Below are 14,746 nucleotides of genomic sequence, written 5' to 3' on the forward strand. Positions count from 1 at the left end.
TACTGCTAAGGTTCACTCGTGCGCTCCTGGGCGTCTCCTATGAGACTGATCCAACCAGGATGATGAATTGGTCCGGGCCGATTCACGTCACTGGGGAGCGCGCAGTCCCTATCAACCCGATCCAACTATCCGCATTCGGAGCATCCACTCAATGACAACCACTACGCCCAGCCCCGCCCCGGTCGCCGTCAACGACATCGGTTCGACCGAGGAGATCCTCGCCGCCGTTGACGAGACCATCAAGTACTTCGATGACGGCGATATCGTCGAGGGCACTGTCGTCAAGGTCGACCGCGATGAGGTCCTCCTCGACATCGGCTACAAGACCGAAGGCGTCATCCTCGCTCGCGAGCTGTCCATCAAGCACGACGTCGACCCCGATGAGATCGTCTCCGTCGGTGATGAGATTGAAGCCCTCGTCCTGCAGAAGGAGGACAAGGAAGGGCGTCTGCTCCTGAGCAAGAAGCGCGCGCAGTACGAGCGCGCCTGGGGCACCATCGAGCGCATCAAGGAGGAGGACGGCGTCGTCACCGGCTCCGTCATCGAGGTCGTCAAGGGCGGTCTCATCCTGGACATTGGCCTGCGCGGCTTCCTGCCCGCCTCCCTGGTGGAGATGCGTCGCGTTCGCGACCTCCAGCCCTACGTGGGCCGTGAGCTCGAGGCGAAGATCATTGAGCTGGACAAGAACCGCAACAACGTGGTCCTCTCCCGTCGCGCCTGGCTCGAGCAGACCCAGTCCGAGGTCCGCACCAACTTCCTGCAGACCCTGCAGAAGGGGCAGGTCCGCTCCGGTGTCGTGTCCTCCATCGTCAACTTCGGTGCCTTCGTGGACCTGGGCGGCGTCGACGGTCTGGTCCACGTCTCCGAGCTGTCCTGGAAGCACATCGACCACCCCTCCGAGGTCGTCGAGGTCGGCAACGAGGTCACGGTCGAGGTCCTGGACGTCGACTTCGACCGCGAGCGCGTCTCCCTGTCGCTCAAGGCGACCCAGGAGGACCCGTGGCAGGCCTTCGCCCGGACCCACGCCATCGGCCAGGTCGTTCCCGGCAAGGTCACCAAGCTGGTTCCCTTCGGTGCCTTCGTCCGCGTCGAGGACGGCATCGAGGGCCTGGTCCACATCTCCGAGCTGGCGCAGCGTCACGTTGAGGTCCCCGAGCAGGTGGCCAAGGTCGGAGACGAGGTCTTCGTCAAGGTCATTGACATCGACCTGGAGCGTCGTCGCATCTCTCTGTCGCTGAAGCAGGCCAACGAGGGAGTCGATCCGACGTCGGAGGACTTCGACCCCAGCCTCTACGGAATGGCGGCCGAGTACGACGAGCAGGGCAACTACAAGTACCCCGAGGGCTTCGACCCGGAGACCAACGAGTGGCTCGAGGGCTACGACGCCCAGCGCGAGGCCTGGGAGGCCGAGTACGCGGCTGCTCACGCCCGCTGGGAGGCTCACAAGGCCCAGGTCGCCAAGGCCCTGGAGGAGGAGCAGGAGTCCGGTGCTCCGGCGGCCCCCGCGGGCGGCACCTCCTACTCCTCGGCTCCGTCGGAGGCCTCTGGCACGCTGGCCTCCGATGAGGCCCTGGCCGCTCTGCGCGAGAAGCTCACTGGTAACTGAGCATCCGCACCTCTTCACTGATCAGAACTGATTTCTGACATCATCTGAGGGTCTCTACCTGCTTCGCAGGCAGAGACCCTCAGATGTCGGTGCCTTCTCCCCATCGCTCGGGCACCTCACCTGTGCCATGCTGTGGCCGGGGCCGGCGCTCCCTGCTTCCCAGGAGCAGGAACCTGTACGTGACGACCGTTGGAGACGATATGAGCTATTGGGGCGACATTGCCCGCGCTCTGGAGGATGTCGACCCCGTCTGCCCCAGTCGCGCCGCTGCAGCGGCCCTGTGGAAGGCGATCGCCGCCGACGACGGCGAAGGGGCGGCTGCGGGAAACGCGCCCGACCAGGTGGTGCAGGCGGTCTGCGCCGTCGACCGGGCGTGGCTGGTTCAGCTGGGCCAGGACCCGGACACGAGCAGGAAGAGCCTTGAGCAGGCGATCGCCTTCTGTCAGGGGATTCGGGCCGCCCACGGCTGCTCGACGCTTCCACTGCGCTACGCCCAGGTGGAGCTGTCCGCCGTCCTCGGCCTCAGGGACGAGGCCCTTGAACAGCTCCGTGAGGCCAGACTCTTCTCCTTCGGCAAGACCGACACCGGAGCCGTCCTGGCCACCGCCCGCATGCATGACGACTACTCCGGCGTCATCAGCACAGCCACGGCCACCCCGAAGCGTGCCGAGGCTGATCCCCTGGAGACCGCGCGGGGGCTGGGAGCGGTGCTGGTCCCCTACCTGGCCCACCAACGGCTCGTTGAGGCCGAGGACGCCTTCGTCTCCTTGAGCCGGCTCGACCTTCCAGATGTCGTGTCACTCCAGTGCCTGGCGGACAGGCTCGAGTACCTGGGGCTGTCCTCCCAGTGGCAACGGGCCATCGCGCTCATCCGTCACAGCCCCATGAAGGCTGTCTCGGAAGCCTCGGCCTGGCAGCTGATGAACACCGCTGTCGGACTGGCTCTCGTCATGCGGGAGGCCAACCGGGCTGATTACGGAAAGCATGCCCTGGGTGCCTCGCTGAGCTGGACGACGCCGTGGGGGAACCTGGAGCTCACGGCTTGGGACACCGTTGTCCACGCCTATGACGTCATGACCGCCTTCGTGCGTGGCATCGCCCACCGCTTCGACGTCCGCAACGGCAACAATGGCGTGTCGTACCGGGTTGAGATGCGCATGGCCGCTGAGGCCGCAGGTCTGGCCAGCCGGTCCTACGGGACGGTGACGAGCGCCGTGCCGGCTGATCGCGCCCGGCTGCGTAACCAGGGTGCTCTGCTCAAGGAGGTCCGTGAGCTGCTCACGCTGTCTCGCGGCTATGGCATGGAATCGGTGCGACAGCGCGCCATGTCGACCGCGGAAACGGTCAGCGCCTCGCTGTCCGAGGTGGTGGACGACTCCGCCCTGGAGCTGGTCATCGACCTCCGCCTGGCCTTCGGCCGGCTGCTGGCGGCACTGGGCGCCAATGAACGCGCGGAGAAGGAGCATCTCGACACGGCGGAGCTGAGCCTGAGCCAAGGGTGGACGGAAACGGCCTGCGCCGCCCTGGCTCTGGCCTCGCACGCCGCTCAGGCTCGTGGAGACAGCGCTTCCAGCGGCCGGGTATGGCGCCAGTGCCGGGAGGCGATGGAATCCTGGCCGATGAACCGGCCAGGAGAACGCTGTGGGATACTCGTCGACGCCGTCGGCGACCCTCTGGTTGCCGTGCAGGTCCTCTCTGCGCTGGCGGAGGTCCTGGTTGACGGGGTGGAGGAGGACCACTCTCGCGCACCGATCATCCGCGAGATCATCTCGCGGGCCTCGGAGCAGGCCTCCCGGTGCGTGAGTCCTCCGCAGGGCGCGGTGGAGTCGCTGGCCCGGGTCGAGGAGCGCATCGCTCCCTACGGGCGGGGCCGGGGAAGAAGAAGACGACCCGGATCAACCACGACGATCACGACTGACGGTCGGGCGGGCTCGGTGGTCGACTAACAGGGCGAGGCCGCGGCCCATATCGCCGGCGCGCTGGCCCGGCTCGGGCAGGTCACGGCATGATGGGACCATGCGCCACACACCTGCCCCCTGTTCCACTCGCCGTCCGACGGATCGAGCCCTACGCGTGGGGCTCACCGGTGGCATCGGTTCAGGTAAGTCGACAGTGGCCTGCCTGCTCGAAGAGCGCGGCGCGGTCGTGACCAGTGCCGACGAGGTCGCTCGCGACGTCGTCAGCCCGGGCAGTGACGGTCTTGCGGCAGTGGTGGCCGAGTTCGGGGAAGGAATCCTGGCCCCGGACGGCTCCCTGGACCGCAGCGCCCTGGGACGGCTGGTCTTCTCCAACGACCTGCGCCGTGCGCGCCTGGAGGAGCTCCTCCTGCCCCTCATCGCAGCAGAGGCGTGGGCTCGGATGGACACGGTTCCGGCCGGGCAGGTGGCGGTCTACGACGTTCCTCTCCTCGTCGAGGGGCAGATGCAGGGCCTGTTCGATCTCGTCGTCGTCGTCGAGGCCGAGCTCGAGCTGCGTCTGGAGCGGCTCACCGCACGAGGGATGACTCGTGACGAGGCTCTGGCCCGTATTGCCGTGCAGGCCACCGACGAGGAACGCCGGGCTGTCGCCGACGCCATCGTGTCCAACTCCGGGACGCTGGAGGACCTGCGCGCCGAGGTCGACAGACTCTGGAGCACCCGGATCCTGGAGCCGGGAACCATCGCCTGACAACAGGGGAGGCCTTCCCATCGGCGAATAGCGCGCCCACTCCTACAGTGAGGCGAGCAGCCACGGCGCCCCGGACGCCGTCGGGCCGGACGCATCAGTTCTACGAAAGGAACCGTCATGCCGCCTTCACCGGTAGAAAACCCCGCTCGTCGGAGCCTTCTGCTGCTCGGCGGCTTTGCTGCGGGCGGGATGCTCGCGGGCTGTGCCGCCATCCAGCAGCAGAACCGGGAGCCGACTGAGGAACCGAGCTCAGAGCCGAGCCCAGAGCCGGAACGGGACATGCCCAAGAAGCCGGTCCTGTACCTCTACCCCACGAGGACGATGGACCTGTCGGTGTCCCTGGACTATGAGGGGACACTGACCTACACCTATCCGACGCCGCAGGCACGGGCGGACGGCAGCGTCACGTGGCAGGTGACGGCAGCACCTGACGGGGACCTGACCGACGCCTCGGGACGGCACTACCCGTCACTGTTTTGGGAGGGGGAGGGGACCACTATTCTCACTCAGGACGAGGGCTTCGTCGTTGAGGCGGATGCGGCAGCCGCCTTCCTGGAGGACAAGCTCTCCACCCTGGGGCTTAGTGAGCGCGAGGCGGCCGAGTTCATCACCTTCTGGGGCCCGCGGATCGCCGAGCGGGGCAGGGCCCTGGTCACCTTCGCCTCTGAGGAGTTCGCGCGCCAGGCCATCTACCGCTTCACAGACCCCTCCTCGGGTGCCGAGATCGTCCCGGATACCTTCATCCGGGTCTACATCGTCGTCGGGGACGCGCCGCAGACAGCGGTTCGGGAGCAGAAGCTGGTGCCCGCACCGGCCCGGACCGGATTCACCGCCGTCGAGTGGGGCGGAACCGAGAGGTAGAGCCGGAAAGCGGACTCAGCCCGAGCAGCTGCTGCGTCGGGAGGCGGTGCGGGCAGGGCCGAGGGCGCCGACGATGGTGGCGGAGACGGCGACGATGAAAGCCATGAAAGTTCCTTGGACTCAGGGGATGAAAACGGGGCAGACGCGGGCCCAGTGAGTATCCACATGAACATGGAACGGGACGGCCCGGCGTCCTGCGGAGATCACCGTAATAGGCGAACTCGATTGGAAGGTTCCTTCCTGGACACAAAAACGTATCTGTGTGGTGACAGCCGGATCGCAGGATGATGAACGAGCCGCCCGCGCGATCAGAGGTGTCAATGGTGTCGGCCGGACCGCGTAGCCTGAGGGCATGCGTCCCGTTACCGAGTTCCAGCGCGCAGCCAAGCCCTTCGAGGTCGTCAGCCCCTACACGCCCAGCGGTGACCAGCCCACGGCGATCGCCGAGCTGACCAAGCGCCTCCGGGCGGGGGAGAAGGACATCGTCCTGCTCGGTGCCACGGGAACCGGCAAGTCCGCGACAACCGCCTGGCTCGTCGAGCAGGTCCAGCGCCCCACCCTCATCTTGGAGCCGAACAAGACCCTGGCCGCTCAGATGGCCGCCGAGTTCCGCGAGCTTCTCCCGAACAACGCGGTGGAGTACTTCGTCTCCTACTACGACTACTACCAGCCCGAGGCCTACGTCCCACAGACGGACACCTTCATCGAGAAGGACTCCTCCATCAACGACGAGGTCGAGCGCCTGCGCCACAGCGCCACCAACTCCCTGCTCACCCGCCGAGACGTCGTCGTGGTCTCCTCGGTGTCCTGCATCTACGGCCTGGGCACCCCCCAGGAGTACGTGGACCGGATGACGCCCCTGGAGGTGGGCCAGCAGATCGACCGGGACGATCTCCTGCGGCGCTTCGTGCAGATGCAGTACACCCGCAACGACATCGACTTCACCCGCGGCACCTTCCGCGTACGCGGCGACACGGTGGAGATCATCCCGATGTACGAGGAGCTCGCCATCCGCATCGAGTTCTTCGGAGACGAGATCGAGGCCCTGGCCACGCTGCACCCCGTGACCGGCGACGTCATCGACACCGTCGAGCAGGTCTTCGTCTTCCCCGCCTCCCACTACGTGGCCGGCCCCGAACGCATGCAGAAGGCCATCGAGGGCATCGAGGCCGAGCTCGCCGAGCGCCTGGCCCAGCTCGAGCACGACGGCCGGCTCCTGGAGGCCCAGCGCCTGCGCATGCGCACCACCTACGACCTGGAGATGCTGCAGCAGATCGGCATGTGCTCGGGGATCGAGAACTACTCCCTGCACATCGACGGGCGCGAGACCGGCACCCCCCCCAACACGCTCCTGGACTACTTCCCCGAGGACTTCCTCCTCGTCATCGATGAGTCCCATGTGACCGTCCCCCAGATCGGAGCCATGCACGAGGGGGACGCCTCCCGCAAGCGCACCCTGGTCGAGCACGGGTTCCGCCTGCCCTCGGCACTGGACAACCGCCCCCTGACCTTCGCCGAGTTCGAGGACCGTGTCGGTCAGACCGTCTACCTGTCAGCCACCCCGGGTGACTACGAGACCCAGCGCTCCGACGGCGTCGTCGAGCAGATCATCCGGCCCACCGGTCTGGTGGACCCCAAGGTCGTCGTCAAGCCCACGCAGGGACAGATCGACGACCTGCTCGAGGAGGTGCGCGCCCGTGTCGAGCGCCAGGAGCGGATCCTGGTGACCACCCTGACCAAGCGCATGGCCGAGGACCTGACCACCTACCTCGCCGAGAGGGGCGTGCGCGTGGAGTACCTCCACTCCGACGTCGACACGCTGCGGCGCGTCGAGCTCCTGCGCGAGCTGAGGCTGGGTCGCTTCGACGTCCTGGTGGGCATCAACCTGCTGCGTGAGGGCCTGGACCTGCCGGAGGTCTCACTCGTGTCCATCCTGGATGCGGACAAGGAGGGTTTCCTGCGCTCGACCCGCTCCCTGGTGCAGACCATCGGACGCGCCGCCCGCAACGTCTCCGGCGAGGTCCACATGTACGCCGACACCATCACCCCGGCCATGGCCGAGGCCATCGAGGAGACTGAGCGCCGCCGCACCAAGCAGCTGGCCTACAACACCGAGCACGGCATCGACCCGCAACCGCTGCGCAAGAAGATCGCTGACGTCACCGACATGCTCGCCCGTGAGGACGTCGACACCGCCGACCTCCTGGCCGGAGGCTACCGGGGACACGAGGAATCCTCGGTGCGGGCCCGGCGCAAGCACGCCGCCGAGGCCACAGTGCGCGAGAAGCTCGCCGGGGCGGCGCAGGGCGACCTCGCCGAGCTCATCAATGAGCTCACCCAGCAGATGCACGCCGCAGCCGAGGACCTCCACTTCGAGCTCGCCGCCCGACTGCGCGACGAGATCCAGGACCTCAAGAAGGAGCTGCGTGCCATGCAGGCCGCCGACTGATCTCACAGCCATGAGTGCGTCGGCGGGGCTACGCCGAGAGGAAACGCCCCGTTAGACTCTCGGACGTTATACACGGAGGGGAGTACTCCCAACCAACGGCGACGTCGTCATCACGGCGGTGCGGGCACCACGTACGGTCCTGCGTTCCCGGCGTCGCGGCCAGAGCGGTACGCGCCTTGAGCGCCTGCGCACGTGGCGGGAGGAGACCTCCGGTACCAGTTCCGTACCGGAGGAGAACACGTGGACGTCCACATCCTGGGGTGGATCGGCCTGGCGGCCATCATCCTGACCCTCATCGTGATCGACATCGTCGGTCACGTACGCACCCCTCACGAGCCCACCATGAAGGAGGCCGCCGTCTGGTCGGTGGCCTATATCGCCATGGCCCTGGCCTTCTCCGGCATCGTCTGGTTCGTGTGGGGCGGGGGCTTCGCCCAGGAGTACCTGGCCGGCTACATCACCGAGAAGGCGCTGAGCATCGACAACCTCTTCGTCTTCGTCATCATGATGTCCTCCTTCAAGGTGCCCCGGAAGTACCAGCAGGAGGTACTGCTCGCAGGCATCGTCATCGCCCTCATTCTGCGGCTCATCTTCATCCTCGCCGGTGCTGCGCTCATCGAGAACTTCTCCTGGGTGTTCTACTTCTTCGGGGCCTGGCTCCTGTGGACCGCCTTCTCCCAGGCCCGGGAGGGAGTCGAGGAACCCGACGACGAGGATGAGGAGTACCGGCCCAGCGGCTTTGTCAAGCTCGTCGCCCGCGTCATCCCCATGACCGACGGCTTCGTGGGCGGAAAAGTCATTCACCGCCACGCCGGGCGCACCATGATCACCCCCATGATGCTGTGCATCATCGCCATCGGCACCGCCGACGTCATGTTCGCCGTCGACTCCATCCCCGCGATCTACTCCCTGACCGGCGAGCCCTTCCTGGTCTTCTCCGCCAACGCCTTCTCCCTGCTGGGCCTGCGCCAGCTCTACTTCCTTATCGACGGGCTGCTCGACCGCCTCGTCTACCTCCACTACGGCCTGGCGGTCATTCTCGGCTTCATCGGCTTCAAGCTCATCGTTCACGCCCTGCACACCAACGAGGTGCCCTTCATCAACGGTGGCCAGGAGTGGCACGCCATCCCCGAGGCGTCGATCGGCGTGTCCCTGGGCGTCATCATCTCCACCATCCTGGTCACGGTCATCGCCTCGATTCTCAAGTCGCGAGCAGATGCCCGGCGTGCCGAGGCCGCATCCTGAGGTCTCGGCCCCCAGGAGGAGGAGCACTCTCCGACCGATTCACTACTGTGTGACTCGTGAGTACGACGAGTCCCCCCGAGTCCCCGGTGATCGGGCTCAGCGCCGCCCAGGTCGCCGAGCGTGTCAGTTCCGGACGGACCAACGAGTACCGCGAGCGGACCTCCCGCAGTGCCGCCCAGATCCTGCGAGCCAATGTCTTCACGATCTTCAACGGCATCCTCGGCGTCGCGCTGGTCCTCGTCCTGGCACTGGGGCACTGGGCGGACGCTCTGTTCGGTTTCGTTCTGCTGCTCAACACCGCCACCGGAACCCTGACGGAGATCCGCGCCAAGCGCGCCCTGGACCGTCTGTCTGTGCTGGAGACGCCCCGCGCCGTTGTCGTCAGGGACGGGACCGAGACCGAGGTGGCGGTCGGCGAGGTCGTCCTCGACGACGTCGTACGGCTCCGGGCCGGACAGCAGGTGCCTGCTGACGGGGAGGTCCTGACCAGTGACGGCCTGGAGATCGATGAGTCGATCCTCACCGGTGAGTCCCGGCCCGTGCGCCCCGTGAACGGAGCGCAGGTCATGTCCGGGACCACGGTGACGGCCGGGACCGGGCTGTTCCGCACCACCGCGGTCGGCAGGGACGCCTACGCCCACCGGCTGGCCCGGGAGGCCCGCAGGTACTCGCTCGTCGTCAGCGAGCTGCAGGCCGGGACCAACCGGGTGCTGCACTGGATCAGCTGGGTCATCGTGCCCGTGGCCCTCGTGCTGGTGTGGTCCCAGCTGCGGTTGAGCGGAAGCATCGCCGAGGCCTGGAGCAGCGGCGCCTGGCGGAACGCAGTCGTCGCCGGTATCGCGGGCGTGGTCAGCATGGTGCCCCAGGGCCTGGTCCTTCTGACCTCCGTCAACTTCGCCACCGCCTCCCTGTCCCTGGCCAGGCGCAACGTCCTGGTTCAGGAGCTGCCTGCCGTCGAGGTCCTGGCCCGGGTCGACACCCTGTGCCTGGACAAGACCGGCACCATCACCACCGGCCGCATCCGCCTCGGGGAGATCCAGGGCGCCGACGGCGGTCGGGCGTCCTGTGAGGTGCTCTCGGCGCTCGCCCTACTCAGTACGGTGGGGGAGCCCAACGCCACCGCCGACGCCATCAGGGAGGGGCTCAGCGATCCCGAGCGCCTCGGCGAGCACGGCCTCAGGGAAGTCCCGGAACCCGGCGAGGCGGCCTTTTCGACAGACGTCGAGTCGGTGCCCTTCTCCTCGCGCCGCAAGTGGTCCGCAGCTCGCGACCGCTCCGGCACCACCTGGGTGCTCGGCGCCCCCGAGATCCTCCTGGCAGGACACAGCGAGTCAGTACTGGATCGTGCTCGTCAGATCGCCGCGCAGGGAGCGCGCGTCGTGGCCCTGGCCCGCTCGCGCTCACCCTGGAGGCTGATTCCGGGGGAGGAGGAGCCGCGGCTTCCCAACGACCTTGAGGCCGCAGGGATCATCATCCTCACCGAGGAGATACGCCCCGACGCCGCCGAGACCCTCGCCTACTTCCGCCAGCAGGGCGTCGACGCCAAGGTCATCTCCGGTGACAGCCCCGAGACCGTGGCCGCGGTCGCCCGCCAGGCCGGAGTCACCGCTTCTGACGGCGGCGAGCTCGTCGCCCTGGACGCACGTACCCTGCCTGCCGGGGCGGGCAGCGGGCAGGAGACGGAGGAGGACCTGGAGCGCCTGGCCGACGCCGTTGAGGGCGCCAGCGTCCTGGGACGGGTCACTCCCGAGCAGAAACGGGCACTGGTGCGGGCACTGAAGTCCCGAGGGCACGTCGTCGCGATGACCGGGGACGGCGTCAATGACGCCCTGGCGCTCAAGGACGCCGACCTCGGCATCGCCATGGGCAATGGAGCGCCGGCCACCAAGGCGGTGGCGCGCCTGGTGCTGCTCAAAGGAGAGTTCTCGGCCCTGCCCGGGGTCGTGGCCCAGGGGCGCCGCGTCATGGCCAACACCGAGCGCATCGCCTCCCTGTTCCTGGCCAAGACCATCTACGCCTCGCTCATCGCCGTCGTCGTGTCAGCCCTGGCGGTCGCCTACCCGTTCCTACCCCGCCAGTTCACGGTCGTCTCCTCTCTGACGATCGGAATCCCCGCCTTCGTCCTGGCCCTGGCCCCCAGCGACCAGCGCTACCGGGAGGGCTTCCTCAGACGAGTGCTCAGCCTGTGCGTACCGGCGGGACTCATGGCGGGCACCGTGACCCTGACCACGTACCTCTGGCTGACACTCACCCACGCCCCGCGCGCCCAGGTGACCACGGCGACGACCCTGGTGCTCATCACCTGCGGTCTGTGGCTGCTCACACTCACCGCCAGACCGTTGACGAGCTGGCGGTTGGGGCTGGTGGTCCTCATGGGGGCGATCGCGGTCCTCGGCGTCGTCGCCCCGCCGGTGCGCGCCTTCTTCCTTCTGGCCTGGCCCACCCCCGGCGTGTGGTGGGTGATCGCGCTCATGGCGGGCCTGGCCATCGGAGGAATCGAGATGGTTCACCTGGTGCGGCGTCGGATCGTGCGTGACCGTTAGGGACCGCACCCTGAGGCTTGAAGGCAACATCGCCCGCTGAGCGTGAAGGCCGGTGCCTCAGTCCGGGTCAGGCCGGCTCAGGCCAGGACCCCGATGACCGGGTTCCACTCGCGCGCAATACGCTCGGAGATGAAGCCTGCCTGCTGGAAGGGGTCCTCCTCGAGCAGGGCCAGCGCGCCGGCCTCGTCGTCGGCCCGCACGACGATGAGGGCGTCATGGGCGCCCACGTAGGGGCCTGCGGCCAGCAGCCGGCCCTCATCGGCCAGCCGGCCGTTGAAGGCGCGGTGCGAGGGCCGAACAGCGGCCATCTCCTCGTCCTTGTCAGTGACGTAGTGGTACTCGACGGCGTAGATCTTGCTCATGACCTCAGCATAAGGGCGGCAGCGCCAGCCGTGGAGAAAACCCAGGAGCGCAGGCATTCTTCCGCCGTCCCGACCATGAGACACGTCGAACACATGTGCGATGCGCGGGACGCGCAGTCACCCCTTAGACTCGAATCCCGTGAACGACTCTCTCATCATCCGTGGGGCCCGCGAGCACAATCTCAAGGGCGTCGACCTGGACCTGCCGCGCGACACGATGATCGTCTTCACTGGACTGTCGGGCTCGGGCAAGTCCTCCCTCGCCTTCGACACGATCTTCGCCGAGGGACAGCGCCGCTACGTGGAGTCCCTGTCCTCCTACGCCCGCCAGTTCCTCGGCCAGATGGACAAGCCCGACGTCGAGCTCATCGAGGGACTGAGTCCCGCTGTCTCCATCGATCAGAAGTCCACCTCGCGCAACCCCCGCTCCACAGTGGGCACCGTGACGGAGATCTACGACTACCTGCGTCTGCTCTACTCGCGCGCCGGTATCCAGCACTGCCCGGTCTGCGACGCCGTCATCTCCTCCCAGACCCCGCAGCAGATCGTCGACCAGGTCCGCTCCCTGCCCGAAGGCACACGCTTTCAGGTTCTCGCCCCCGTGGTGCGCGGACGCAAGGGCGAGTACTCCGAGCTCTTCGGCGAGCTGCGCGGACGCGGCTTCAACCGGGTGCGCGTCGACGGCGCCGCCGAGCGCCTCGACAACCCCCCGACCCTCAACAAGCGCCTCAAGCACGACATCGAGGTCATCGTCGACCGGCTCGTCGTCCGCGAGGGTATCCGCCAGCGCCTCACCGACTCCGTCGAGACAGCGCTCGGCCTGGCGGAGGGCCTGGTCATCATCGAGCAGGTCGACCTGCCCGAGGACGACCCCGACCGGGAGCGACGCTACTCCGAGAAGCGCGCCTGCCCCAACGAGCACCCCCTGGCCCTGGACGAGATGGAGCCGCGCACCTTCTCCTTCAACGCCCCCTACGGCGCCTGCCCCGCTTGCACCGGGATCGGCACCCGGCTCGAAGTCGACCCCGAGCTCGTCGTCCCCGACGAGGAACTCACCCTGGCCGAGGGTGCCGTCGCCCCCTGGTCGAGCCACCAGAAGTACTTCACCCGCCAGCTCGAGGCCCTGGGCAAAGAGCTCTCCTTCGACGTCGACACCCCCTGGCGCGCCCTGCCGGCGCGTGCGCGGGAGGCGATCCTGCGCGGCAAGGACTACGAGGTCAAGGTCACCTACCGCAACCGTTGGGGGCGCGAACGCATCTACTCCACCGGCTTCGAGGGCGTCCTCGACTACGTCATGCGCAAGCATGACGAGACCGAGTCCGACTGGTCCCGGGAGCGCTACCAGGCTTACATGCGTGAGATCCCCTGTCCCGTCTGTGCCGGGGCCCGACTCAAGCCCGAGGTGCTGGCCGTGCGCGTGGGCGAGCTGTCCATCGCTCAGCTGTGCGAGCTGCCGATCGGTGAGGCCCGAGACTTCCTGGCCGGGCTCAACCTCACCGGCCAGGCCGCCCAGATCGCCGGCAGCGTCCTGACCGAGATCAACGCGCGCCTGGGCTTCCTCGTAGACGTGGGCCTGGACTACCTCAGCCTGGCCCGCGGCGCGGCCACGCTCTCTGGGGGTGAGGCCCAACGCATCCGCCTGGCCACCCAGATAGGCTCGGGCCTGGTGGGCGTCCTCTACGTCCTGGACGAGCCCAGTATCGGCCTGCACCAGCGCGACAACACCCGACTCATCGAGACCCTCCAGCGACTGCGGGACCTGGGTAACACGCTCATCGTCGTCGAGCACGACGAGGACACCATCCGCTCGGCCGACTGGATCGTTGACATCGGGCCGGGAGCCGGCGAGCTGGGCGGTGAGGTCGTCTACTCCGGTGACGTCGCGGGCCTGGCCGGAGCCGAGGGCTCCATCACCGGCGACTACCTGGCCAGGCGGCGTCAGATCAAGATCCCCGCCACTCGACGCAAACGGGACAAGAACCGTGAGGTCACCGTCGTCGGCGCCCGCGAGAACAACCTCAAGGACGTCACCGTCTCCTTCCCGCTCGGCGTGCTCACCGCCGTCACGGGTGTATCCGGCTCGGGGAAGTCCTCCCTGGTCAACTCCATCCTCTACCAGGTGCTCGCCAACAGGCTCAACCGCGCCCGCGGCGTGCCAGGCAGGCACAAGACGGTGCGGGGAGTGGAGCACCTGGACAAGGTGGTCCACGTCGACCAGTCACCGATCGGGCGCACCCCCCGGTCCAACCCCGCCACCTACACCGGGGTGTGGGACCACATCCGCAAGATCTTCGCGGCCGTGCCCGACTCGAAGGTGCGCGGCTACGGACCCGGGCGCTTCTCCTTCAACGTCAAGGGCGGACGCTGCGAGTCCTGCAAGGGCGATGGCACGCTCAAGATCGAGATGAACTTCCTGCCCGACGTCTACGTCCCCTGCGAGGTCTGCCATGGCGCCCGCTACAACCGGGAGACCCTGGAGATCCGCTACAAGGACAAGACGGTCGCCGACGTCCTGGACATGACCATCCACCAGGCTGCCGAGTTCTTCTCCGCCTCCTCGGTCATCTCCCGCCACCTCAACACCCTGGTCGAGGTGGGACTGGGGTACGTACGCCTGGGACAGTCGGCCACCACGCTCTCCGGCGGTGAGGCCCAGCGCGTCAAGCTCGCCACCGAGCTGCAGCGCCGCTCCACCGGCCGGACCATCTACGTCCTGGATGAACCGACCACCGGGCTGCACTTCGAGGACATCCGCAAGCTGCTCGGGGTGCTTCAGGGACTGGTGGACAAGGGCAACTCCGTGGTCGTCATCGAGCACAACCTCGACGTCATCGCCAACGCCGACTGGGTCATCGACATGGGCCCCGAAGGCGGCAAGGGCGGAGGAACCGTCGTCGTGGCCGGGACCCCGGAGAAGGTCGCCGCCACCGAGGCGTCCTACACCGGCCAGTTCCTGGCCCCGGTGCTCGAGGCCGCCCGCGGCTGACGCCCGTGCCCGCTCCGGTCCGGCTCG

General features: G+C 67.6%; 9 protein-coding genes. 8 read left to right on the top strand and 1 reads right to left on the bottom strand.

Annotated elements, in window-relative coordinates; translation table 11 throughout:
• Positions 1-151 precede the first annotated feature (151 nt).
• The 7 genes from rpsA to RIV14_RS03680 all read left to right on the top strand — a co-directional run bounded on the left by rpsA (position 152) and on the right by RIV14_RS03680 (position 11,371).
• Positions 152-1,606: a 30S ribosomal protein S1 gene (gene rpsA / locus RIV14_RS03650; protein ID WP_009393299.1), complete on the top strand. Its 1,455-nt coding sequence runs from the start codon at positions 152-154 to the stop codon at positions 1,604-1,606.
• A gap of 200 nt (positions 1,607-1,806) precedes the next feature.
• Entirely contained in the window at positions 1,807-3,552 is a 1,746-nt protein-coding gene (locus RIV14_RS03655; protein ID WP_075372592.1) for a hypothetical protein, read from the top strand.
• Between the two features lie 70 nt (positions 3,553-3,622).
• Positions 3,623-4,273, top strand: coding sequence for a dephospho-CoA kinase (coaE, locus tag RIV14_RS03660; RefSeq protein ID WP_256699296.1), 651 nt, complete (start codon positions 3,623-3,625; stop codon positions 4,271-4,273).
• 117 nt (positions 4,274-4,390) lie between these two features.
• Positions 4,391-5,134 (top strand): transcriptional initiation protein Tat, encoded by a 744-nt coding sequence (locus RIV14_RS03665; RefSeq protein ID WP_075372590.1) that lies wholly within the window; start codon positions 4,391-4,393, stop codon positions 5,132-5,134.
• Positions 5,135-5,486: 352 nt separating this feature from the next.
• A complete protein-coding gene (gene uvrB / locus RIV14_RS03670; RefSeq protein WP_075372589.1) occupies positions 5,487-7,583 on the top strand; it encodes an excinuclease ABC subunit UvrB in 2,097 nt (698 codons plus the stop codon).
• Between the two features lie 240 nt (positions 7,584-7,823).
• Positions 7,824-8,828, top strand: a complete 1,005-nt coding sequence (locus RIV14_RS03675; RefSeq protein ID WP_075372588.1) for a TerC family protein — start codon at positions 7,824-7,826, stop codon at positions 8,826-8,828.
• 56 nt (positions 8,829-8,884) lie between these two features.
• Positions 8,885-11,371 (top strand): HAD-IC family P-type ATPase, encoded by a 2,487-nt coding sequence (locus RIV14_RS03680; protein WP_075372587.1) that lies wholly within the window; start codon positions 8,885-8,887, stop codon positions 11,369-11,371.
• Between the two features lie 77 nt (positions 11,372-11,448).
• Here RIV14_RS03680 and RIV14_RS03685 read toward each other — a convergent pair whose 3' ends face one another.
• The gene (locus RIV14_RS03685) at positions 11,449-11,733 is read right to left on the bottom strand and encodes a YciI family protein (protein ID WP_075372586.1); all 285 of its coding nucleotides are present in this window, start codon (positions 11,731-11,733) and stop codon (positions 11,449-11,451) included.
• Between the two features lie 139 nt (positions 11,734-11,872).
• Between RIV14_RS03685 and uvrA the strand changes: the two genes are divergently transcribed.
• Positions 11,873-14,719: an excinuclease ABC subunit UvrA gene (uvrA, locus tag RIV14_RS03690; RefSeq protein WP_075372585.1), complete on the top strand. Its 2,847-nt coding sequence runs from the start codon at positions 11,873-11,875 to the stop codon at positions 14,717-14,719.
• Positions 14,720-14,746: the final 27 nt, after the last annotated feature.

It is taken from the genome of Actinomyces acetigenes (assembly GCF_031296635.1).
Taxonomy (GTDB): Bacteria; Actinomycetota; Actinomycetes; order Actinomycetales; family Actinomycetaceae; genus Actinomyces; species Actinomyces acetigenes.